Below are 21,866 nucleotides of genomic sequence, written 5' to 3' on the forward strand. Positions count from 1 at the left end.
GGGGCCCTCCCGGGGGCCCGCCCGGGGGCCCCCGGCGGCCTACGGGATGCCGAGCTCGAAGAGGGCGTAGCCCGCGTACCAGCCGGCCGCCACCGCCGGCATCGCGACCAGGCCGCCCAGCGTCGACGGCCGCAGCCGGCGCAGCGCCACCGCCAGACCGATGAACAGCGGGAAGGCCGGCAGCAGGTAGCGCGAGATGTTGCCGTAGATCTGGTTGCTGCTCAGCGCCATGAAGACGGTCAGCAGCGTGTAGAGCACCAGGACCAGCGGCGGCCGCAGCCGGAACAGCAGCACCAGCAGCCCGGGCAGGGCGATCAGCAGGCCCACCGCGATGAGGTCCGGCGCCGGGTTGGACTGCCAGAACGTCCAGTGACCGGTGACCGTGTCCAGGGTGCTGCGGGCGGTGGACGCGCCCCAGTCGAAGTAGCGGTTCCAGGCGCCGCGCTGGAGCTTGAAGTACCCGGTCCAGTCGCCCATCCGGTAGCCGACCCAGGCGACGTACCCGAGCAGGCCCCACGGGGTGATCAGCATCGCGGTCAGCGGGCGGGCCACCCCGTCGGTGCGCCGCACCAGGGCGACCAGCGCGGAGATCGAGACGGCCGCGATCAGCGCGGCCGCGGTCGGCCGGTTGAGGCCGGCCACCAGGGCGAGCACCCCGGCGGCGATCCAGTGGCGGGTCATCACGCAGTAGCAGGCCCAGGCCGAGAGGGCGACGAACAGCGAGTCCGAGTAGACCGCCCACTCCACGCCCGAGCCCGGGAACAGACCCCAGATCACCGCCGCGATCACGCCGGCCCGGAAGCCGCCGAGCCGCTCGGCGACCGCGAAGATGCCGGCCGCGGCGACGAAGGAGGCGAGCACCGAGACGACGATGCCCGAGCCGTACGGGCCGAGCCCGGTGACCGTCCCGACCAGCCGCATCAGCCACGGGTAGAGCGGGAAGAACGCGGAGGAGTTCTCGTAGTAGGTGGCCAGCGGGTAGCCGTGCAGCGGGATCAGCTGCGGGTCGTAGCCGTTCTCGGCGATCCGCTGGTACCAGATGCCGTCCCAGGTGCCGAGCACGTCCCACGGCCGGGCGCCGCCGCCGCGCCCCGCGTCCTTCTTCAGGAAGTCCTCGGTGTGCGAGAGCAGGAGGAGGAAGACGGTCAGGCCGGTCGCCTTGACCACCGCGTACGCGCCGAGCGCGGGCGCGTAGCGGTCCACCGCGGCGCCGAAGCGGCCCGGGGCCCGTCCCTCCGCCGCCCGCTCCCCCGAAGTCTCCGACGCCTCCGAAGCCTCCGGGGCTTGCGTCGACGGGGTGGCGGGCGACGGGGGCACGCCCGCGCCACCGCCCGACGACTCGGTGCTCGATGCCGCGCTCATCAGCTCTGGTACTCCCCGCCCCACTCGTGACCGGTGCGCCGACCGACAGCGCGACGCCGGCCGAGCCTACGACACGACCGCCGCCGGACGGGCGGGGAGCCCGCCCGGCGGACGGACGGCAGGTCGGGGACGGATCAACCGTGCGGGTGGACGGCGCCGGGCCCGGTGGGCCGCCGGAGCCGGGCCGGCGCACCGGCGACCGGACCCGGCGCGGCCCCGGGAACGCCGAGAGCCGCCGCCCCACACCCTGGAGGGGTGTACGGGAGCGGCGGCTCGCACCGGCCGGACCAGCGGCTGATCAGCCGTTGTTGACGCAGGTGTTGCCGAAGGCCGGGTTCAGGATGCCGATGATGTCGATGGTGTTGCCGCACAGGTTCACCGGGATGTGGACCGGGATCTGCAGCTGGTTGCCGGAGATGACGCCGGGGGAACCGGCGGCAACGCCCTCCGCGCCGGAGCTGGCCATCGCGGTGCCGGCACCTGCGGCGACGATGCCGACCACAGCGGCGCCGACGGCGGCCGTCTTCTTGATGCTCATGGGAGCCTCCTGACTGTTCGACAGAGATGCACGGGGAGTGCGACATCTCCAACGAGACCCGCTCGGACCGGTTGCGAGGGCACCCCGGTTGTCACCCGTCCGGAGGAACGGAACCCCGGGGCCGGGCAATCGGGTGACACCGGGATCCGGCCGTTTCCGCCGGCACCCTGCCTCGTTCTCCAGTCGGAACACGCTCCACCCGCCCCGCTACGACGAGGAGATCCGCCGCCGGTCCAAACCCGTCCGGAATTCTCCCGGTCGCGCGTCGATTCGAATGCCTCCCGGCCGTGCGGGAGGAATTCGCGGCGCACGGTGCCGCGGCGGCCGCTCATCGCCCGAGCCATGGGCGACACGCGCCAGCTGGGCCGCCCGAGTGACAATCACGGCATTTCCAGAAGCCAACGGGCCAGGATTTCCCCGCGCCCGGCTCCCGACTATTTCCACAGACGGTCGGGAAGAATACGGAGGAAGAACATATGCGCAACCTCAAGAAGGCCGCCGTCCTGTCTCTCGCCACCGCCGGCCTGGTGGTCGGTGCGGCCGGCGGCGCGATGGCCAGCTCCGGTGCCGAGGGCGTCGCCGCCGGCTCCCCGGGTGTCATCTCCGGCAACCAGATCCAGGTCCCGGTGCACGTGCCGATCAACCTCTGCGGCAACAGCATCGACATCATCGCCCTGCTGAACCCGGCGTTCGGCAACACCTGCGTCAACGCCGGCTGAAGCGGCGGCCACCGAACCGGCGGCCACCGCTTCCCCGCCCTCGTGCCGCACTCCGCCACCGGGCGGGGCGCGGCCCGCTCAACCCGCGTGTGATCGAGGAGATCAACCCCCATGCAGAACGTGAAGAAGGCCGCCGTCCTCTCCGCCGCCGCTGCCGGCCTGGTGCTGGGTGCGGCGGGCGGCGCCGCCGCCAGCGCCGGTGCCGAGGGCGTCGCCGCCGGCTCGCCCGGTGTCGTCTCCGGCAACCAGCTCCAGGTCCCGGTGCACGTGCCGATCAACCTGTGCGGCAACTCCATCAACCTGGTCGGCCTGCTGAACCCGGCGTTCGGCAACACCTGCATCAACGCCGACGCCCCGAAGCAGGAGGCCCCGGAGCACGAGCACCACGAGCACCAGCACCACGACGAGGACGACTGCTGATCCCGATCGGCACGCGTTCCCTCCGCACTGCCCCCCGGTCCCACGGCCGGGGGGCGGTTCGGCGTACCCGGGCGCGGTCGGCTCGCCCGGGACCCCCTCCCCCCGAAGGTGATTGCCCATGATTTCGACGAAGAGCGGGGCCGGCCTCGCCGCCGCCCTGGGCGCCGCGATGCTGCTCGGCGGCGCGGGCGCGGCGCACGCGGCCCCGGCAGGCGGCGGCGCCGCGCTGACCAAGACCGACCTGGCCCAGGCGCTCGGCGGCACCACGACCGGCCTCGGCTACGGCATCGCGCCGCTCAAGGACCTGCGGCTGGACCCGTGGGCCAACTCCTCGGCCGACGTGCTGAACAACGGGGCGACCGTCCAGCCGGAGAACTCCGGCCTGGGGCCGATCGGCACCGGGACGCTGACCGGCCCGCTCAGCGCCGGCGGCGGCCCGCGCGACCTGCCGCTGGTCGGCGGACTGCTCGGCGTGCTGCCCGGCTGAGCCGCCGCCGCACGCGCGAGAGCCCGGCACCCCGCCGCGAGGGGGTGCCGGGCTCTCGCCGTCGCGCAGGAGTCCTAGAGCTGGGCGAGACCGGCCACGCCGCTCTCCTGGACGACGCCCGTGGTGGTGGCGGTCGCCGTGGTGGCCAGGTTCCCCACCGAGTCGGTCACCGAGATCCGCTCGTCCTCGTTGCCCAGGGTGGCCTTGGCGCCGGGCACCGCCTGGACCGCGCCGGTCAGCAGCCGCGGGTCGATCTCGCCGACCTTGAGCCGGCCGTCGGCGAGCTGGCCGGTGCCGTCCTCGACGAGCGAGAGCGGCTTGCCGAGGCCGATCCCGGGGGTCTCGGCGTGCAGCGGCGCGGCCGGGGCGTCCAGCAGCAGCTCGCCGAGGTCCGTGCCCCGGTCGAGCAGCGGCAGCGGCAGCTCGGCCTTGGCGGTCGGGCCGACCTTGCCGATGTCGACCCCGGGCACGATGCGCTCCGGGATCAGCGCGTCCCCGGTGGTGTGGCCGGGCGCCTGCGGCATCAGCAGCGAGGACGGGATGCCGGCCGAGATCCGGCTGTCCAGCGGCGCCAGCGGGATGTCCACCGGCACCTGCTGGGTGGCCAGCTGGTCCTCCAGCGCCCCGACCTGCTCGGGGCTGACCGGGGCGGCGGACGCCGCCCCCTGGGAGGCGAGCACGCCCGCACCGACCGCCAGCAGCATCGCGCCGGCCCGCTTGGAGAACCTCATGCTTTTCACCGTTCTGCCTGTCCGTACTGGAGATCCATGGGGAGACGGCTGCGCGGGCGCAGCCGAAAGCAACGGGCTCAACGAGCGAGCGGTGTCCCCGATAGCGACGGTTAACCACTTCGGGTTAATAATCCGACCGGAAACCGTTGCCCGCCGCGCCTCCCGGACTCTTTTCCAAAATCCCCGTAACCTTCCGTGCCGTGATTCTTTGATCTGAACGTCAGTGACCGCAGACCGGGTCTGGGCGTTGTACGCGTTGTACGCACGGAAACCGCACGGAAACCGAGCTTTTCAGAGAGGGATCTCCCCATGATCCAGAAGTCCTTCGCCGCCGCCGGCCTGGCCGCCGCGGCGCTGGCCGCCGCCGCGGCGCCGGCCTCGGCCATCGGCGACGCGGACGGCGCCGCCGGGTCGTTCCAGGGCAACGGCGGCACCAACTTCACCGGCACCGTCGGCGACCACAGCCCGAACTTCCACTTCCTGGACAACGCGAACATCTGCCTGCCCGAGATCCACAACATCGCCGTCGGCGTGCTCGGTGTGGCCGTCCCGGTCGAGGTTCCGATCGCCAACAGCGGCGGCAAGCAGTACTGCACCCAGGGCCAGGGCACCCAGTCCAAGGGCGACGCGGGCGTCTCCCACCTGATCGGCTGACCCGCCCGTCCCGGCAGCGTCACCCCTTCCGACCGAACCGACCACCTTCGAATCGCTCCCCGATTCACCCCCCGAGAGGAACACCGAAATGATCAAGAAGTCCCTCGCCGCCGCCGGCCTGGCCGCCGCCGCCATCGCGATGTCCGCCGGTTCGGCCGCGGCCATCGCCGACTCGGACGGCGCCGCCGTCTCCGCCCAGGGCAACGGCGGCACCAACCAGACCGGCACCCACGGCGACCACAGCCCGAACTTCCACACCCTCGACAACGCGAACATCTGCCTGCCGGAGATCCACAACGTCGCGGTCGGCGTCCTGGGCATCGCCGTCCCGGTCGAGGTTCCGATCCTCAACAGCACCCCGAAGCAGATCTGCAACGTCGGCCAGAACACCCAGTCCTCGGGCGACGCGGGTGTCTCGCACCTGATCGGCTGATCCAGCCGCACGGCGCGACGGAGGGCCCGGGGACGTCTGGTCCCCGGGCCCTCCGGGCGTCCGGGCACACCCCCACAAGCAGAGCGTCCGCACCGGGCGCTCCGGAAGAAAGGGCAGATCCATGAAGAGCACGCTGGGCAAGATCACCCTGACCGCCATCGGCGCGCTGGCGCTGGCCGGCCTCGCCGCCCCGGCGGCGTCCGCCCACGTCGGCCTCGCCGGCGGCGGCGAGTTCGTCGCCTCCGCCGACCCGGTGTTCGCGGCCGGCGAGTGGTGGGGCGTCGCCCACACCTCGCACATCAAGACCGGCGCCCACGGCTTCGGCGCCGCCACCTCCACCGACCTCGTCGGCGGCGTGGAGGGCTTCGCCCACCTCGGCGACTGACGGCGGGCACGCCGAAGGCCGGGTCCCTCCCGTCGGAGGGGCCCGGCCTTCGGCGCGCGCGGCCCTACTTCAGCAGCGCGGCGGCCTCGACGGCCCAGTAGGTGAGGATCTGCTCGGCGCCGGCCCGGCGGATCGAGGTGAGGGTCTCCAGGATGGTGCGCTCGCGCTCGATCCAGCCGTTGGCGGCGGCGGCCTCCACCATCGCGTACTCACCGGAGATCTGGTACGCGGAGACCGGCACCGGGGAGACGTCGGCGACCTGCCGCAGGACGTCCAGGTAGAGCATGGCGGGCTTGACCATCACCATGTCGGCGCCCTCGGCGAGGTCCAGCTCCAGCTCGCGCAGCGCCTCGCGGGCGTTGGCCGGGTCCTGCTGGTAGGTCTTGCGGTCGCCCTTGAGCGAGGAGTTGACGGCCTCGCGGAACGGACCGTACAGCGCGGAGGCGTACTTGGCGGTGTAGGCCAGGACGGCCACGCCCTGGTGCCCCGCCTCGTCCAGCGCCCGGCGGATCACCGCGATCTGGCCGTCCATCATGCCCGACGGGCCGACCATGTGGACGCCGGCCTCGGCCTGCACCACGGCCATCTCGGCGTAGCGCTCCAGGGTGGCGTCGTTGTCCACCGAGCCGTCCTCGGCCAGCACGCCGCAGTGGCCGTGGTCGGTGAACTCGTCCAGGCAGAGGTCCGACATGACCACGAGCCGGTCGCCGGCCTCCGCGACCACGTCGCGGATCGCCTGCTGGAGGATGCCGTCCGGGTTGGTCCCCTCGGAGCCGTCGGCGTCCTTCACCTCGGGCAGGCCGAACAGCATGATGCCGCCGATCCCCGCCTCGGCGGCCTCCGCCGCGGCCCTGCGCAGGCTGTCCCGGGTGTGCTGGACCACGCCCGGCATCGAGGAGATCGGCTTCGGCTCGGTGATGCCCTCGCGGACGAAGGCGGGAAGGATCAGCTCCGCCGGGTGCAGCCGGGTCTCGGCGACCAGCCGGCGCACCGCCGGGGTCGAGCGCAGGCGGCGCGGGCGGACGTACGGGAATTCGGCGGACACGGCTTCTCTCTCCGGACGATGTGCGGTGCCGGGGGCGGCGGTCGGGCCGCCCCCGGTCTCTACGTCAGCGCGCGGCCTTGCGGCGCGAGCCGGGACGGCGCTCACTGGGGCGGTAGACGGGCTCCCCCGCGGCGGTCGCGGTGTCCCGGCGCTTGGCCCCGAAGTCGGCCAGTGCCTGGGCCAGCGCGGCGGCCGACGGTGCCGGGGCCATCACGTCGACCCGCAGGCCGTGCTCCTCGGCGGTCTTGGCGGTGGCCGGACCGATGCAGGCGATGACCGTCACGTTGTGCGGCTTGCCCGCGATGCCGACCAGGTTCCGCACGGTCGAGGACGAGGTGAACAGCACCGCGTCGAAACCGCCGCCCTTGATCGCCTCACGGGTCTCGGCCGGCGGCGGCGAGGCGCGCACCGTCCGGTACGCCGTCACGTCGTCGACCTCCCAGCCCAGCTCGACCAGGCCGGCCACCAGGGTCTCGGTGGCGATGTCGGCGCGCGGCAGCAGCACCCGGTCGATCGGGTCGAACACCGGGTCGTACGGCGGCCAGTCCTCCAGCAGCCCGGCCGCGGACTGCTCACCGGACGGCACCAGGTCCGGCTTCACGCCGAAGTCCACCAGCGCCTGCGCGGTGCTCTCGCCGACCGCCGCGACCTTGATCCCGGCGAACGCCCGGGCGTCCAGGCCGTACTCCTCGAACTTCTCGCGCACCGCGCGCACCGCGTTCACCGAGGTGAAGGCGATCCACTCGTAGCGGCCGGTGACCAGGCCCTTGATCGCGCGCTCCATCTGCTGCGGGGTGCGCGGCGGCTCGACCGCGATGGTCGGCACCTCCTGCGGCACCGCGCCGTACGAGCGCAGCTGCTCGGAGAGGCCGTAGGCCTGCTCCTTGGTGCGCGGCACCAGCACGTTCCAGCCGAACAGCGGCTTGGTCTCGAACCAGGAGTGCGAGGCGCGGTGGGCGACCTGCTCACCGACCACGGCTATCACCGCGGTGGCCGGGTCCACCGGGGCCGAGACCGGCGAGGGCAGCACCCGGGCGGCCTTGAGGTCCGCCGCGATGGAGGCCAGGGTCGCGGTGAAGGTGCGCTGGCGGGTGGTGGTGCCGGAGAGCGTCGCGCTCAGCGCGGAGTCCGGCTTGCGGCCGTTGGAGACCAGCGCGTTGGCGGTGGCCGGCAGCTGGCCCAGGGTGGTGCGCACCACCAGGGTGGTCTCCGGCGCGCCCAGGTCCACCGGGGAGCCGGCCAGCAGCGCCGCGGCCTCCACGAAGCGGACGTCGGTGCCGGCCGCGCCGCGCAGCGGCACGCCCGCGTAGGCCGGTACGCCGACCGACTGGGCGACGCCCGGGATCACCTCGAAGGCGATCCCGGCGCCGGCGCAGCCGAGCATCTCCTCGGCCGCGCAGCCGTCCAGGCCCGGGTCGCCGTCGACGGTCCGCACCACGTGCTTGCCGGAGCGCACGGCCTCGGCGACCAGGTCGGCCAGGTCGAAGTCCGGCCCCTCCGCGCCCGGGGCGTGCACCTGCACGCCGGACGGACAGTGGCTGCGCACGGCGGCGGCGGTCAGCGGGTCGGCGACCAGCACGTCGGCGGAGGCCAGCACCTCGACCGCGCGCAGGGTCAGCAGGCCCGGGTCGCCGGGGCCCGCGCCCAGGAAGGTGCAGCGGCCGGTGGCGGGGACGGTGCCCCCGAACGGGCTGTCGGCCGGGAACGGGCCGTCGGTGGCGGTGGTGGGGCTCATCGGGCTCGCTCCCCCATCAGGGCGGCCGCGCCCGCGTCGAGCAGCCGGGCGGCCAGCGCGCGGCCGAGGGCCGCCGCCTGCTGCTCGGCGGTCTCGTCGAGGACGATCGGACCGTGGGCGGACATCTTCAGCAGGGTGGCGCCGTCGACGGTGCCGACCACGCCCTCCAGCCGCAGTTCGGTCTGGTGCTCCCAGCCGGCCAGCGCGGCGACCGGAGCGGAGCAGCCGGCCTCCAGGGTGGACAGCAGGGCGCGCTCGGCGGCCACCGCGACCCGGGTGGGGGCGTGGTCGAGGGCCGACAGCGCGGCGGCCAGTCCGCTCCCGTCCGGGAGCACAGCGGCGGGGGTGCACTCGACGGCGAGCGCGCCCTGGCCCGGAGCCGGGATCATCAGCTCGGGGTCGAGGTGCTCGGTGATCTCGGCGGCCCGGCCGAGCCGGTTCAGGCCGGCCGTGGCCAGCACCACCGCGTCCAGCTCGCCGGAGGTGACGAAGCGGATCCGGGTGTCCACGTTGCCGCGGATCGCGACCGTCTCCAGCCGGACGCCGTTGGCCCGGGCCCAGGCGTTCAGCTGCGCCATCCGGCGCGGCGAGCCGGTACCGACCCGGGCCGCGCGGCCGGAGCCGGCCAGCTTCTCCACCAGCTCGCCGAGCGCCAGGCCCTCGCGCGCCACCAGGGCGTCGCGGCTGTCCTCGCGCTGCGGGACGGCCGCCAGCACCAGGCCCTCGGGGGCCGTGGTCGGCAGGTCCTTGAGCGAGTGCACGGCGAAGTCGATCCGGCCCTCCAGCAGCGCGTCGCGCAGCGCGGAGACGAACACCCCGGTGCCGCCGATCTGCGCCAGCGCCTCGCGGGAGGTGTCGCCGTAGGTGGTGATCTCCACCAGCTCGACGGGGCGTCCGGTGAGGCGGGTCACCTCGCGGGCGACCATGCCCGACTGGGCCATGGCGAGCGCGCTGCGCCGGGTGCCGAGCCGCAGGGGTGTCGCGGTGGCGTCCGACGTGTGGCCGGTGAGCGGTTGACCATTCATGAGGTGATCGTCCCGGTGGTACTCGTGGGATGGCTGACGGTTCATCCGGCGCCCCCGCCCGCAGGCTGCTGGGCGCCGATCGGAGTGCCCGAAACCGCGTGCACGGCGGCCGGGTCGAGGTCGAACAGTTCGCGCAGGGCCTCCGCGTAGGAGGCACCGCCCGGCTCGGCGGCCAGCTGCTTCACCCGCACGGTGGGCGCGTGCAGCAGCTTGTCCACCACCCGGCGGACGGTCTGGCCGATCTCGGCGCGCGAGCGCTCGTCCAGTCCGGGCAGCCGGGAGTCCAGGCGGCCCAGCTCGGCGGCGACCACCTCGGAGGCCATCGCGCGCAGCGCCACCACGGTCGGGGCGATCCGCGCGGCCCGCTGGGCGGCGCCGAAGGCGGTGACCTCGTCGGCGACGATGCCGGTGACGGCGTCGACGTCGCCCGCGCCCGGGGTGGCGGCGTGGGCGTGCGAGAGGCTCTCCAGGTCGACCAGCAGCGCGCCGGGCAGCTCGTGCACGGCGTGGTCGACGTCGCGCGGCATGGCGAGGTCGAGGAAGGCGAGCGGGGCCGCGCCGCCGCGCGCGGCGACCGCGGCGGCGACGTCGTCGGCCTTGATCACCACGCCGGCCGCACCGGTGCAGGAGATCACCAGGTCGACGTCGGCCAGCGCCTCGGGCACCTTGGCCAGCTCCAGGGTGCGGGCGATGTCGGTGCCGAGGATCTCGACCAGCCGCTCGGCGCGGGCCGGCGTCCGGTTGGCGATCAGCAGGTCGGTCACGCCCGAGCGGACCAGCGTGGCGGCGGCCAGCGAGCTCATCGAGCCCGCGCCGACCACCAGCGCCCGCTTGCCCGCGATCTCGCCCGCGCCGGCCGCGACCTGCTCCAGGCCGAAGGTCACCAGCGACTGGCCGGCCTTGTCGATGCCGGTCTCGCTGTGCGCCCGCTTGCCGACCCGCAGCGCCTGCTGGAACAGCTCGTTCAGGCCGCGCCCGGCGGTGTGCTCCTCCTGGGCCTTGGCCAGGGCGTCGCGCAGCTGGCCGAGGATCTGGCCCTCGCCGACCACCATCGAGTCGAGGCCGCAGGCCACCGAGAAGAGGTGGTGGACGGCCCGGTCCTCGTAGTGGACGTAGAGGTGCGAGGTCAGCTCCTCGAGGTCCACCCCGCTGTGGTGGGCGAGCAGCAGCGACAGCTCGGCGACGCCGGCGTGGAACTTGTCCACGTCGGCGTACAGCTCGATCCGGTTGCAGGTGTTCAGCAGCGCGGCCTCGGCGACGGTCGCGGACGCGGCCGCGTCGTGCAGCAGCCGGGTCGGCACCCCACCGGTCAGCGCGGCGCGCTCCAGCACGCCGACCGGGGCCGTGCGATGGCTCAGCCCTACGACGAGAAGACTCACGCCCGCTCCCTGGTCCCACGAATCTCGGTGCTCATGCCGGCATCACCGCGGACAGCTCGCCCTCGCCGGCCTTGCCGGGCTTGCCCTTCGCCGCCGGGTCCGCGTCCTCGGCGGCCGGGCGGGTCTTGCCGCTGCCCCCGGCCGCCCGGCGGAGCTTGGCGGCGGCGGCCCGGACCGGGCCGGGGGCCCGGTCGAGCACGGACTCGGTGCGGTCCGGCTCGTCGCCGGCCTTGCGCTGCTCGTGGAAGGCGAGGATCTGCAGCTCGATGGAGAGGTCCACCTTGCGCACGTCCACCCCGTCCGGGACGGTCAGTACGGTCGGGGCGAAGTTCAGGATGCTGGTGACGCCGGCCTCGACCAGCCGGTCGCAGACCTGCTGGGCCGCACCGGGCGGGGTGGTGATGACGCCGATCGAGACGTGCTGGCTCTCCACGATGGACTCCAGTTCGTCCATGTGGCGCACGGGCAGGCCGGCCGCGCTGCTGCCGACCACGGCCGGGTCGGCGTCGAGCAGGGCGGCGACCCGGAAGCCGCGGGAGGCGAAGCCGCCGTAGTTGGCGAGCGCGTGGCCGAGGTTGCCGATGCCGACGATGACGACCGGCCAGTCCTGGGTCAGGCCCAGCTCGCGGGAGATCTGGTAGACGAGGTACTCGACGTCGTAGCCGACGCCGCGGGTGCCGTAGGAGCCCAGGTAGGAGAAGTCCTTGCGGAGCTTGGCGGAGTTCACCCCGGCCGCGGCGGCCAGTTCCTCGGAGGAAACGGTCGGCACCGAGCGCTCGGAGAGCGCGGTGAGCGCACGCAGATAGAGGGGCAGCCGGGCGACCGTCGCCTCCGGGATGCCCCGGGCACGCGAGGGTCGGCGCGCGGCGCCCGGGTCGGGCGTCTGCGAACTGCTCTGTGGTGATCGGCCGATTGCCACGGTGCTCCTGTGGGTGAAGCTGGGCTTTGGCAGCCAGGCTATGCGTTTGTGAACGTGTGCACAAAGATGGTGTCCGATTTGTCCCCGCACAGTGATGCGCATCACGCCGAGGACCCCATAGCACCGGCCGATTTCCGGGCCGTCGCCGGGGGCGGTGCAGCGGGTGGCCGGGACCCGTACGGAAGACGGTCCGGCAGGTCGCGCGGGGCGGGCACGGGAGCCGGGCGGAAGGGGTCGCGCAGGACCAGCGGGACCGGCTCGCCCGACGGGCGCGAGCGCGCCCGCCCGAGCCTCGGCCACGGCACCCGGGCCGCCTCCCGCAGCGGCCCGGTCCAGTCCCCCGGCGGGCAGGACGGAGCGTCCAGGCAGTGCCGCAGCAGGCCAGCGGTGGCGCGGGCGTCGCCCAGCGCGGTGTGCGCCGCGAAGCCGCCGAGGCCGGCCGCCTCCACGCAGGCCGCCAGCCCGAAACCGCGGGCCTGCGGCAGGTGGGCGCGGGCCAGCCGCATGGTGCACAGCAGCGGCACCGCCGGCAGCGGCACCCCGATCCGGGCGAACTCGCGGTCCAGGAAGGCCTGGTCGCAGGTGACGTGATGGCCGACCAGTACCCGGCCGGCCAGCAGCTCCAGCAGCCTCGGGGCGATCTCGCGGAACCGCGGGGCGCCCTCGACGTCCTCCTGCGCGATCCGGTGCACGTGGGTCGGGCCGACCGGGCCCAGCGGGTCCAGCAGCGTGCAGAACTCGCCCTCCGGGCGCAGCCGCTCGTCCAGCAGCACCACGGCCACCTCGACCACCCGGTGCCGCCAGGGGCTGCGGCCGGTCGCCTCCACGTCGACCACGGCGAAGCCCCCGCGCGCGGCCGGCGGGTCGGCGGGCGCTGCCGGGGAAGGGCCGGGAAGCATGGCGGCACTCCTCGCGTGCTCAGCCCCCCATGGGCGCAAACGAGTTCGATCGTAAGCCGACCGACGGGCGGCGTCCCAAGCCGAGCACGCGGAATCTTCGCAACGATTCGGCGAACCGCCCCCGCCGGACGGCGGGGGCGGGGCTCGGGGGATCAGGCGCCGAGGGCGGTGCGCAGGCGCTTCTCGTCCACCCGCCAGAAGTCGTGCTGGCGGCCGTCGATCAGGGTGACCGGGATCTGCTCCCAGTAGCGCCGGTAGAGCTCCTCGTCCTGGGTGATGTCCTTCTCCTCGAAGGACGCGCCCAGCTCGGCCGTCACCCGCACGATCACCTCCCGGGCGTCGTCGCACAGGTGGCAGCCGGGCTTGGCCACCAGGGTCACGGTCCGGTCGGCCGGCTTCGGCTCGGGCTTCTTGTCGCGTCGCAGCAGTGGGCTCACCCCGCCATTGTGCGACGCCCCTACACGACGGGCCGGACACGACCGGCCTTCCTCCCGTTCACCCCCCGGGCACGCCGCCGTCACGGCCCCCGCCCAGGTGGCTGGCTATGCTCGGTGACATGGCCGTGCTCCGAAGGCTCCTCCAGACAAGGCGCTCCACCAGCGCGCGGACCGCCCTGGCGGGCGAGGCCGCGGCCGAGGCGGCGGAGGCCGCGCTGCGGGCCGTGCCACGGCCCGCCGGGGAGCCCGGGCAGGCCGGGGAGGGCCCGCCGGCCGGGGAGGCACGGCCCGCCGAAGGGGACCGAGCGGCCGAGCAGGCGCAGCCGGCCAGGCGCGGCAGGGCTCCCAAGGCTCCTGTGGGCAACCACACACCCGAGCCGGACGACCCGCGCGCCGCCGCGTTCTTCGACTGCGACAACACCATCCTGCGCGGCGCCGCGATCTTCTACCTCGGCGTCGGCCTCTACCGGCGCGGCTTCCTCAGCCGCCGGGACGTCGCCCGGTTCGCCTGGCAGCAGGCCTGGTTCCGGGTGCACGGCGCCGAGGACCCGGAGCACGTGGCGGACGCCAAGCACACCGCGCTCGGCGTGGTGGCCGGCAAGCGGACCGCCGACCTGGAGGCGCTCTGCGAGGAGGTCTTCGAGGACGTCATCGCCGACAAGGTGTGGCCGGGCACCCGCGCGCTGGTGCAGATGCACCTGGACGCCGGGCAGCGGGTCTGGCTGGTCACCGCCGCCCCGGTGGAGGTGGCCCGGATCATCGCGGCCCGGCTCGGCATGACCGGCGCGCTCGGCACGGTGGCCGAGGCGCGCGACGGCGCGTACACCGGCCGGCTGGTCGGCGACCTGCTGCACGGGCCGGCCAAGGCGGCCGCGGTGCGGGCGCTGGCCCGGCGCGAGCGGCTCGACCTCGACCGGTGCGCCGCCTACAGCGACTCGGCCAACGACATCCCGATGCTCTCGCTGGTCGGCCACCCGTACGTGGTGAACCCGGACGGCGCGCTGCGGCGGCACGCCCGGGCGCAGGGCTGGCGGGTCCGGGACTTCCGCACCGGGCGCAAGGCGGCCCGGGTGGGCCTGCCCGCGGCCGCCGCGCTCGGCGTGGCGGCGGGCGCCGCCGCGGCCGGGGTCGCGCTGCACCGGCGGCACCGCGGCTGAGCCGCCGCACCCGGGGCGGGCCGGGCCCCGGCGCCGCTCCGCGGCCGCCCGTCCGGCCGCCGCCCGCCGGGGTGAGGGCGGTCAATCCGCCCGCTGACCAGGCCGCTCGTACGGGCGAACTCCCGCGCGTCGCGGGGCCGTCCGGACCTCACGACCGAACTCGCCGCCCGGTGACCGGATCTGATCGTTCGCCGACTCGCCAAAGTCGGGGATTATCGGGTCACCGAGCCGGGAAACCGCCCGCCGCGCCGCCGAATTGGTCACCTGGCGCACTCGTTCTGTCACGTTGAGCCAGGCTATCGCCGACACGTTCGGACAGTGTCGGCCGGATATGCACTCCATGCGGATCCCAAACGACCACTTCGACCACACGGTGTAGCTGTCATTGCACAAAGCGTTATTCTCTCCTGGATGCACGTCACCCACCCGCCCCAGGTACGACCGGGCGGGACGGGCGTGCTCTCCGCGCAGGCGGAGGTGATCCGTCCACAGTTCTGCCTCTGGGAGTCCCGTGTACCCACCCGTCCGGAACGACGCGCCTGCACCCTCCCGCCCGTCGTCCGCGCCCCTGCGCTCCCGCGCCGGCCTCCGCGGCCGCCCGGTCCCGCCCCGGCAGATCTCCACCGGCCTGGACCTGCTGCGCAGCCTGCTCCGCAGCCAGCTCGCCGCCGTCCCCCAGCCGGTGCCCGCCGGAGCCCCGTCCGTCCACGGCCCCGTCGCCGGCGGCCCGTTGCTGCGCACCACCGCCGCCGGATCGACCGGCGCCGGCACCCGCGGCCGCACCGGCACCACCGGCGGCCGCAGCCGGGCCCGCACCACCACCGGCCCCGGCTACGAGACCGAGCACAACCCGATCATGGAGCTGGTCGAACGGGCCCAGGCCGGCGAGAGCGAGGCCTTCGGCCGGCTCTACGACCACTACGCGGACACCGTCTACCGCTACATCTACTACCGGGTCGGCAGCCGGGCCACCGCCGAGGACCTCACCAGCGAGACCTTCCTGCGCGCGCTGCGCCGCATCGGCACCTTCACCTGGCAGGGCCGGGACTTCGGCGCCTGGCTGGTGACCATCGCCCGCAACCTGGTCGCCGACCACTTCAAGTCCAGCCGCTTCCGGCTGGAGGTGACCACCGGCGAGATGCTCGACTCCAACGAGTGCGAGCGCAGCCCCGAGGAGTCGGTGCTGGAGTCGCTCTCCAACGCCGCCCTGCTGGAGGCCGTCCGCCGGCTGAACCCGCAGCAGCAGGAGTGCGTCACCCTCCGCTTCCTGCAGGGGCTCTCGGTCGCCGAGACCGCCCGGATCATGGGCAAGAACGAGGGCGCCATCAAGACCCTCCAGTACCGCGCCGTGCGCACCCTGGCCCGCCTGCTCCCGCCCGACGCGCGGTGAACGGGCGGTGCCCCCGGGCGGGGTCCGGGGACGCGCCGGGAGGGCCGGGGCGCGGATCGTCACCTTCCGGGACGGCCCGACACATCCGGGTGAACGGGCGGGCCGGTGATCAACCGTGCGTAACCGACCGCCCGCGCCGCTCGTTGGCCAGCGTGCAAGCCTCCACCAGGCGTACGGTCAAGTCGAATTGCGACCTCTCACCCGATGGAGTGGCTTTGGCTTGCCGGGGCAACCGTCCGGCAGGCCGGGGTGTCGACAACGACGAAGGGAGGTGTGGCCCGTGACGGCAAACGTGCTGGAGCACCGGCGGGCGAAGGCCTTCGCCGAGGCGCTGGAGGCCCACCAGGCGGAGCACCGCGCTGCCGACGGCGACGGAACGGCCAGCACCGCCGGCGGGAACGCCGGTCCGGCCGCGATGGCGGAACTCATCGACACGGTCGGCGCGCTCCGCGCGCTGCCCGCGCCGGGCCTCGACCGGGAGGTCAGGACCGTTCAACGCGCCCAGCTGATGGCCGCGTTCGAGCAGGCCTTCGCGGGCGGTCCGGGCGCCACCGTGCCACGGCAGCGCCGCCACCGGGCCGTGCGCACCGCGCCGCGCGGACGCTGGAGCCGCCGGTTCGCGATCGGCGGCCTGGTCGCCGGCCTCGCGGTCGGCAGCTTCGCCGGCGCCGCGGCCGCCAGCGGCAACGCCCTTCCCGGCGACCCGCTGTACGGCATGAAGCGCGGTCTGGAGGGCCTGCGGCTCAACCTCGCGGGCTCCGACAGCGAACGCGGCGAACTGCTCCTGGACAACGCCTCCACCCGCCTCGGCGAGGCGAGGTCGCTGGTGGGCCGGACGGACTCCGCCGGCGCGCTCAGCCCGGGCACCGTCGAGCAGGTCCGCAAGGCCCTCGACGCCATGCACGCCGACGCGATCAGGGGGCGCGACCTGCTGCGCGCCGTCTACCGCAACAACGGCTCGCTGGACCCGATGCGCGCCCTGGCCGGCTTCGCCCAGGACGGGGACGGCACCTGGACCGAGCTGCAGTCCCGGCTCCCGGTCCAGCTCATCCCGCAGGCGCACCTGGTGGACCAGCTCTTCGACGACATAAGTGAGGACGTCGCGCCCCTGCACCTGGTCGAGCAGCCCGCCAAGGGCGGTGCGCCGGCCGGAGGCGGGGCGGGCGGCGCGACCCACGGCGCGGGCAGCGGCGGCTCGGGCGGACCGTCCGCCGGGACGGCGCCCGGCGGCAACCCGGCGGTCGGCGACGCGCCGGCCCAGGGCGGCGCCACCGGCGGCCCGGCGGCCGGGGCGGTCGGCGGCAGGCCGGGCGTCACCCCGCAGGTCCCGGCCCAGGGCGGCATCCTCGGCCCGGCGGCGCCCGCCGCACCGGTCCTCCCGCTGCCGAGCAACCCGGCCGACGTCGTCCCGGCGCCGGTCGGCGGGCTGGTCGACAACCTGACCAGCGGGCTCACCGGTGTCAAGCCCTCGCCCAGCGCGGACGCCCCCGCGGCCCCGGCCCCGGCACCGGCGCCGGACCAGCCCCCGGCCTCGCCGAGCGAGGCGCCCAGCGCGAGCGGCGCCGCCCAGCAGGGCGTCGAGGTGCCTCCGCTGATCCCGGGCCTGCTGCCCGGTCTGCGGATCCTCGGCGGCTGACCGGACCGGCGGGAGAACGGAACGGGCCCGGCGGACACCACGTCCGCCGGGCCCGTCCGCGTCCGCGCGGGCGCCCGTCGTCAGAAGAACACCGAACGCCGCCGCACCAGCAGCTGGTAGAGGGTGTGCTGGATGGTCTCCCGCACCTCGTCGGCCAGGTCGAAGACCAGCATCGGATCGTCCGCCGCCTCCGCCGGGTGCCGGTCGGTGGCGATCGGCTCGCCGAACTCGATGATCCACTTGGTCGGCAGCGGGACCGCCCCGAGCGGCCCCAGCCACGGGAAGGTCGGCGTGACGGGCACGTACGGCAGGCCGAGCAGCCGGGCCAGCGTCCGGAAGTTCCCGATCATCGGATAGGTCTCCTCCGCCCCGACGATCGAGCACGGCACGATCGGCACCCGTGCCCGCAGCGCCGAGGAGACGAAGCCGCCCCGGCCGAACCGCTGCAGCTTGTACCGCTCGGAGAACGGCTTGCCGATCCCCTTGAAGCCCTCCGGCCAGACGCCGACCAGCTCGCCGCGCTCCAGCAGCGCCTGGGCGTCCTCGTTGCAGGCCAGGGTGTGCCCGGCCTTGCGGGCCAGCTCGTTGACGCCCGGCAGCACGAACACCAGGTCGGCGGCGAGCATCCGCAGGTGGCGCCGGCGCGGGTGGTGGTCGTGAATCACCACCTGGGTCATCAGGGCGTCCAGCGGGATCGTGCCGGAGTGGTTGGCCACGATCAGCGCGCCGCCCTCGGCCGGGATGTTCTCGATCCCGCGCACCTCCACCCGGAAGTACGTCTCCGCCAGCGGCCGCAGCAGCCCGAGCAGCACCTCCTCGGTGAGCTCGCGGTCGAAGCCGAACTCGTCGACCTCGTAGTCCCCGGTGATCCGGCGGCGCAGGAAGGCCAGGCCGTCGGCGGCCCGGTCCTCCCAGCCCTTGCCGAACGCCCGGGTCGCGGCGGCGCCGAGCCGCCCGGCCAGCGCGCCGCCGACGGCCTCGGCGACCCGGTCGGCCAGGCCCGGGCCGTCGGCCGGCGGCTGCTCGCTCCAGCTGGGGGCGGACTCGATCGGGATGACCTTCGCCTCGCCCGGCGCGTTCTCGGCGGCGGCACTCATGCGGGTTCAGCTCCTCGGTCGGGGCGGTCGGGGCGATCGGGCACCGGCGGCGTCGGCGTCGGCGTCGGCCCCGGCCAGCAGCGCGGCCAGGCCGTCGGTGACGGCGGTCAGCCGGCCCGGGGGCAGCAGGCCGGGCGACTGCGCGGCGGCGAAGTCCGCGAAGGCCTCCGGGGTGGTGAACGCCGGACGGTAGCCGAACGCCTCGCGCAGCCGGGCGGTGTCCACCACCCGGCCGTGGGTCAGCAGCCGCAGCTGCTCGGGCGAGACGTCGACCAGCCGGGTCTGCCGGGCCAGCCCGGCCATCCAGCTGACCGCGGGCAGCAGCAGCGGCAGGGTCGGCCGGCCCAGCCGGCGGGCGCACTGGGAGAGCAGCAGCACGCCCTCCCCCGCGACGTTGAAGGTGCCGGTGTTCACGGTGCCGGGCCCGGCCGGGAAGGAGGCCCGGCAGAGCACCTCGACCACGTCGTCCTCGTGCGCGAACTGCAGCCGCGGGTCGTAGCCGAGGACGGTCGGCAGCACCGGCAGCGCGAAGTACGCGCCGAGCGGGGTGTCGGCGCCCGGGCCGACGATGTTGGCGAACCGCAGCACGGTGACCGCCACGTCCGGGCGGCGCCGGGCGAAGCCCCGGACGTAGCCCTCCACCTCGACGGCGTCCTTGGCGAAGCCGCCGCCCGGCAGCACCTTGGGCTGGGTCCGCTCGGTGAACACCGCCGGGTCACGCGGCGCCGAGCCGTAGACGCCGGTGGTCGACTTCACCACCAGCCGGCGCACGCCCGGTGCCTTCTGGCAGGCGCCGAGCAGCTGCATGGTCCCGATCACGTTGGACTCCTTCACCGCGGAGCGGTGGGTGGAGCCCGGCCCGGTGGCGCTGACCGCCAGGTGGACGACCGTGTCGACGCCGTGCTCGGCGATCACCCGGGCCACCGCGGGACGGCGCAGGTCGAGCTGGTGGAAGCGGTACGGCGCGGCGGGCCCCTCCGGCTCCGCGAGCGCGCGCAGCGCCGGGCGCGGCGGCTGCACGTCCACCCCGACCACCAGGTCCACGCCCTCCCGGCGGCGCAGCTCGGCGGCGAAGCGGGCGCCGAGGTGGCGGGCCACGCCGGTGACGAGCACGACGGTTCCCACAGCGCTGCACCCCATTCCTCGGCCCGGGAGACCTGCGTGCACCGTACCGCGCCGCCCGGGCGGGCCGGGAAACGACACCGCCCGCCCCGGGCCGTGAAGACCGGGACGGGCGGTGCGAAGCGCTGGGCGCGCGAGGCGCGGCCGGGGGCGCTTACTTCTTGTTGCGACGCTGAACGCGCGTGCGCTTGAGAAGCTTGCGGTGCTTCTTCTTGGCCATACGCTTGCGACGCTTCTTGATGACAGAGCCCACGGAACAACCCTCGCTCACTGAGACTCTCGCCCGTGAGAGACGGAGTCCATACGACTGACGGAGGGCCTAGCCTACATTCCACACGCCCAGGGCCGTAATCGCGCTCCCCGAAGCGGGCGAACAGGCGGCGAATCCGGGGCGAACGGATACGGGGCCCACCGAGGTGGACCCCGTACCGGACCGGCCCGCCTACGCGCTCTCGAGCCGCACGTAGGAGTCCTTGAGGTACTCGTGCACTGCCTGCTGGGGCACCCTGAACGAGCGGCCGACCCGGATGGCGGGCAGCTCACCGCTGTGCACCAACCGGTAGACCGTCATCTTGGAAACCCGCATGACCGCGGCCACCTCGGCCACGGTCAGGAAGACGACGTCCTGCAAGGGGCGTTCGCCGGAACTCATGACCATCACCCGACCCTTACCCGTGTGCAAGGCACCGGCTTCCCCTCCGGTGACTCCACCGGCACACGTGTATCCCCAGAGTAGTTATGGGTGGTACCAGTGGGAAGAGGGGGAAGCGCAGTCCTCTGACGGTGAGGGATAAGCCCGTTGCAGTACGTAGCCGATCCTCGGTCTGCACTAGTCGGCGTGCGCACGGAAAGCGACGACGCACCAGGTCTTCACAAGTGGAGGCACCGGTTCGGCGGCCCGGATCAGGGCATCAGGCCGTGGTGCGGCAGAACGGCGCGGCGGGTCGCCAGGATCGCCTGGTCGAGGCGGTCCGCCGGATCGTATCCCGCGTCGAAGTCGCGCCAGACCGGCCGGGCGCCGTCGGTCATCCGCAGCGGGGCCGGACGGCGGGTGCGCCGGTAGACCTCGGCACGCCAGGACTCCGGGGTCTCGGTGGCCGGGTCGACGGGCCGGCCGGCCGCGGTGGCGACCAGGTGCGTCCAGGTCCGCGGGACGACGTCCACGACGGCGTAGCCGCCCCCGCCGAGGGCGATCCAGCGGCCGTCGGAGTGCTCGTGGGCCAGCTCGTGCAGCTCCTGGGCGATGGCCCGCTGGGCGTCCACGGTGACGGCGAGGTGGGCGAGCGGGTCCTCCAGGTGGGTGTCGGCGCCGTGCTGGGTGACCAGGACCTGGGGGCGGAAGGCGGCGAGCAGTCCGGGCACCAGGGCGTGGAAGGCGCGCAGCCAGCCGGTGTCGCCGGTGCCGGCCGGCAGCGGCAGGTTGACCGCGGAGCCCTCGGCGCCGGGGCCGCCGGTCTCGGTGGCCCAGCCGGTCTGCGGGAAGAGGGTGGCGGGGTGCTCGTGCAGGGAGACGGTGAGCACCCGGGGGTCGTCCCAGAAGGCCTGCTGGACGCCGTCGCCGTGGTGGACGTCGATGTCGACGTAGGCGACCCGCTCGGCGCCGAGTTCCAGCAGCCGGGCGATGGCGAGGGCCGGGTCGTTGTACACGCAGAAGCCGGAGGCGCGGTCGGGCATGGCGTGGTGCAGGCCGCCGGCGAAGTTGACGGCGTGCGGGGTCTCGCCGCGCCAGACGGCCTCGGCGGCGGCGACGGACTGGCCGGCGATCAGCGCGGAGGCGGAGTGGACGGCGGGGAAGGACCAGTTGTCGTCGGTACCGAGGCCGTGCCGCGGGTCCTGCCGCTCCGGGTGGGCGGCGGCGTACTTGACCGCCTCGACGTACTCGGCGGTGTGCACCAGGCGCAGCGTGGACTCGCCGGCGGGCGGCGCGGCCCGGACGGTGACACCCGGTCCGGCGGCGAGTCCGAGGTCCTCCACCAGGCGCATGGTGAGCGCGAGCCGGGTCGGGTCCATCGGGTGGCCTGGGCCGAAGTCGTAGGCGGTGACCGCCTCGTCCCAGAAGAGGTGCAGGCCGCAGGAGGTGTCACGCTCGGCTTCGGGCATGGCGTCCACCGTAGTGGGTGGGGGCGGCCCGGCCCGGCAACGGGTCCTCGAACGGCGGCCGTACGGCCGTCAGGCCCCGACGCGCCCGTTCGCCGTCGGCGCGGGCGCGGCCGCGGGCACGGGGGCCGCGATCCGGCCGGGACGGCGGCCGGCACCGGGCGCGGGTCGCCCTGGAGGCCGGGGCGCGGGCCAGGAT

Annotated in this window: 24 protein-coding genes; 9 read left to right on the top strand and 15 right to left on the bottom strand. The window is 74.5% G+C overall.

Going from position 1 to position 21,866, the window contains the following annotated elements:
- Positions 1-39: 39 nt before the first annotated feature.
- Positions 40-1,362 carry a putative hexosyltransferase gene (locus ABT238_RS02735; protein WP_350561639.1) on the bottom strand — a complete coding sequence of 441 codons (1,323 nt, stop codon included), beginning with the start codon at positions 1,360-1,362 and terminating at the stop codon, positions 40-42.
- Between the two features lie 298 nt (positions 1,363-1,660).
- Entirely contained in the window at positions 1,661-1,900 is a 240-nt protein-coding gene (locus ABT238_RS02740; protein ID WP_350561637.1) for a chaplin, read from the bottom strand.
- A 476-nt stretch (positions 1,901-2,376) separates the two neighbouring features.
- Here ABT238_RS02740 and ABT238_RS02745 point away from each other — a divergent pair, with 476 nt between their 5' ends.
- From ABT238_RS02745 to ABT238_RS02755, 3 genes are all read left to right on the top strand, one after another.
- Positions 2,377-2,619: a chaplin gene (locus ABT238_RS02745; RefSeq protein ID WP_350561635.1), complete on the top strand. Its 243-nt coding sequence runs from the start codon at positions 2,377-2,379 to the stop codon at positions 2,617-2,619.
- A 111-nt stretch (positions 2,620-2,730) separates the two neighbouring features.
- Complete coding sequence (locus ABT238_RS02750) at positions 2,731-3,039, top strand: chaplin (RefSeq protein ID WP_350561633.1); 309 nt, start codon at positions 2,731-2,733, stop codon at positions 3,037-3,039.
- A gap of 118 nt (positions 3,040-3,157) precedes the next feature.
- Positions 3,158-3,526 carry a hypothetical protein gene (locus tag ABT238_RS02755; RefSeq protein WP_350561631.1) on the top strand — a complete coding sequence of 123 codons (369 nt, stop codon included), beginning with the start codon at positions 3,158-3,160 and terminating at the stop codon, positions 3,524-3,526.
- A gap of 74 nt (positions 3,527-3,600) precedes the next feature.
- On the opposite strand, the gene ABT238_RS02760 is transcribed toward ABT238_RS02755, so the two are convergent.
- On the bottom strand, positions 3,601-4,257 hold the full coding sequence (locus tag ABT238_RS02760; protein WP_350561629.1) for a hypothetical protein: 657 nt from the start codon (positions 4,255-4,257) through the stop codon (positions 3,601-3,603).
- Positions 4,258-4,566: 309 nt separating this feature from the next.
- On the opposite strand from ABT238_RS02760, the gene ABT238_RS02765 reads away from it, so the two are divergent.
- The 3 genes from ABT238_RS02765 to ABT238_RS02775 all read left to right on the top strand — a co-directional run bounded on the left by ABT238_RS02765 (position 4,567) and on the right by ABT238_RS02775 (position 5,729).
- The gene (locus ABT238_RS02765; protein WP_350755318.1) at positions 4,567-4,911 is read left to right on the top strand and encodes a rodlet layer protein; all 345 of its coding nucleotides are present in this window, start codon (positions 4,567-4,569) and stop codon (positions 4,909-4,911) included.
- Between the two features lie 88 nt (positions 4,912-4,999).
- On the top strand, positions 5,000-5,344 hold the full coding sequence (locus ABT238_RS02770) for a rodlet layer protein (protein ID WP_350561625.1): 345 nt from the start codon (positions 5,000-5,002) through the stop codon (positions 5,342-5,344).
- Between the two features lie 121 nt (positions 5,345-5,465).
- Positions 5,466-5,729, top strand: a complete 264-nt coding sequence (locus tag ABT238_RS02775; RefSeq protein WP_350561623.1) for a hypothetical protein — start codon at positions 5,466-5,468, stop codon at positions 5,727-5,729.
- A 64-nt stretch (positions 5,730-5,793) separates the two neighbouring features.
- On the opposite strand, the gene hemB is transcribed toward ABT238_RS02775, so the two are convergent.
- From hemB to ABT238_RS02810, 7 genes are all read right to left on the bottom strand, one after another.
- Complete coding sequence (hemB, locus tag ABT238_RS02780) at positions 5,794-6,774, bottom strand: porphobilinogen synthase (RefSeq protein WP_350561621.1); 981 nt, start codon at positions 6,772-6,774, stop codon at positions 5,794-5,796.
- Positions 6,775-6,838: 64 nt separating this feature from the next.
- Complete coding sequence (locus ABT238_RS02785) at positions 6,839-8,509, bottom strand: bifunctional uroporphyrinogen-III C-methyltransferase/uroporphyrinogen-III synthase (protein ID WP_350561619.1); 1,671 nt, start codon at positions 8,507-8,509, stop codon at positions 6,839-6,841.
- Positions 8,506-9,534 carry a hydroxymethylbilane synthase gene (gene hemC, locus ABT238_RS02790; RefSeq protein WP_350755320.1) on the bottom strand — a complete coding sequence of 343 codons (1,029 nt, stop codon included), beginning with the start codon at positions 9,532-9,534 and terminating at the stop codon, positions 8,506-8,508. The genes ABT238_RS02785 and hemC overlap by 4 nt, the downstream gene beginning before the upstream one ends.
- Before the next feature lie 41 nt (positions 9,535-9,575).
- On the bottom strand, positions 9,576-10,913 hold the full coding sequence (locus tag ABT238_RS02795; RefSeq protein ID WP_350755322.1) for a glutamyl-tRNA reductase: 1,338 nt from the start codon (positions 10,911-10,913) through the stop codon (positions 9,576-9,578).
- 31 nt (positions 10,914-10,944) lie between these two features.
- On the bottom strand, positions 10,945-11,832 hold the full coding sequence (locus ABT238_RS02800) for a redox-sensing transcriptional repressor Rex (RefSeq protein ID WP_350561612.1): 888 nt from the start codon (positions 11,830-11,832) through the stop codon (positions 10,945-10,947).
- A gap of 101 nt (positions 11,833-11,933) precedes the next feature.
- Positions 11,934-12,731: a 3'-5' exonuclease gene (locus ABT238_RS02805; RefSeq protein ID WP_350561610.1), complete on the bottom strand. Its 798-nt coding sequence runs from the start codon at positions 12,729-12,731 to the stop codon at positions 11,934-11,936.
- A gap of 152 nt (positions 12,732-12,883) precedes the next feature.
- Positions 12,884-13,168, bottom strand: a complete 285-nt coding sequence (locus ABT238_RS02810) for a glutaredoxin family protein (protein ID WP_350561608.1) — start codon at positions 13,166-13,168, stop codon at positions 12,884-12,886.
- A 119-nt stretch (positions 13,169-13,287) separates the two neighbouring features.
- Here ABT238_RS02810 and ABT238_RS02815 point away from each other — a divergent pair, with 119 nt between their 5' ends.
- The 3 genes from ABT238_RS02815 to ABT238_RS02825 all read left to right on the top strand — a co-directional run bounded on the left by ABT238_RS02815 (position 13,288) and on the right by ABT238_RS02825 (position 17,351).
- Complete coding sequence (locus ABT238_RS02815; protein ID WP_350561606.1) at positions 13,288-14,325, top strand: HAD family hydrolase; 1,038 nt, start codon at positions 13,288-13,290, stop codon at positions 14,323-14,325.
- A gap of 616 nt (positions 14,326-14,941) precedes the next feature.
- Entirely contained in the window at positions 14,942-15,715 is a 774-nt protein-coding gene (locus tag ABT238_RS02820; RefSeq protein ID WP_350561953.1) for an ECF subfamily RNA polymerase sigma factor, BldN family, read from the top strand.
- Between the two features lie 280 nt (positions 15,716-15,995).
- Positions 15,996-17,351: a DUF5667 domain-containing protein gene (locus ABT238_RS02825; protein WP_350755324.1), complete on the top strand. Its 1,356-nt coding sequence runs from the start codon at positions 15,996-15,998 to the stop codon at positions 17,349-17,351.
- 80 nt (positions 17,352-17,431) lie between these two features.
- Here ABT238_RS02825 and ABT238_RS02830 read toward each other — a convergent pair whose 3' ends face one another.
- The 5 genes from ABT238_RS02830 to ABT238_RS02850 all read right to left on the bottom strand — a co-directional run bounded on the left by ABT238_RS02830 (position 17,432) and on the right by ABT238_RS02850 (position 21,670).
- Complete coding sequence (locus ABT238_RS02830; RefSeq protein WP_350561602.1) at positions 17,432-18,448, bottom strand: lysophospholipid acyltransferase family protein; 1,017 nt, start codon at positions 18,446-18,448, stop codon at positions 17,432-17,434.
- A 6-nt stretch (positions 18,449-18,454) separates the two neighbouring features.
- A complete protein-coding gene (locus ABT238_RS02835; protein WP_350755326.1) occupies positions 18,455-19,573 on the bottom strand; it encodes an NAD-dependent epimerase/dehydratase family protein in 1,119 nt (372 codons plus the stop codon).
- 151 nt (positions 19,574-19,724) lie between these two features.
- Entirely contained in the window at positions 19,725-19,841 is a 117-nt protein-coding gene (locus tag ABT238_RS02840) for a 30S ribosomal protein bS22 (protein ID WP_425311139.1), read from the bottom strand.
- A 171-nt stretch (positions 19,842-20,012) separates the two neighbouring features.
- Positions 20,013-20,222, bottom strand: coding sequence for a helix-turn-helix domain-containing protein (locus ABT238_RS02845; RefSeq protein ID WP_329885539.1), 210 nt, complete (start codon positions 20,220-20,222; stop codon positions 20,013-20,015).
- 251 nt (positions 20,223-20,473) lie between these two features.
- Positions 20,474-21,670 carry an acetoin utilization protein AcuC gene (locus ABT238_RS02850; protein ID WP_350561598.1) on the bottom strand — a complete coding sequence of 399 codons (1,197 nt, stop codon included), beginning with the start codon at positions 21,668-21,670 and terminating at the stop codon, positions 20,474-20,476.
- Between the last annotated feature and the right edge of the window lie 196 nt (positions 21,671-21,866).

The sequence above is a fragment of the Kitasatospora sp. NPDC001527 genome (genome assembly GCF_040298605.1).
GTDB lineage: Bacteria > Actinomycetota > Actinomycetes > Streptomycetales > Streptomycetaceae > Kitasatospora.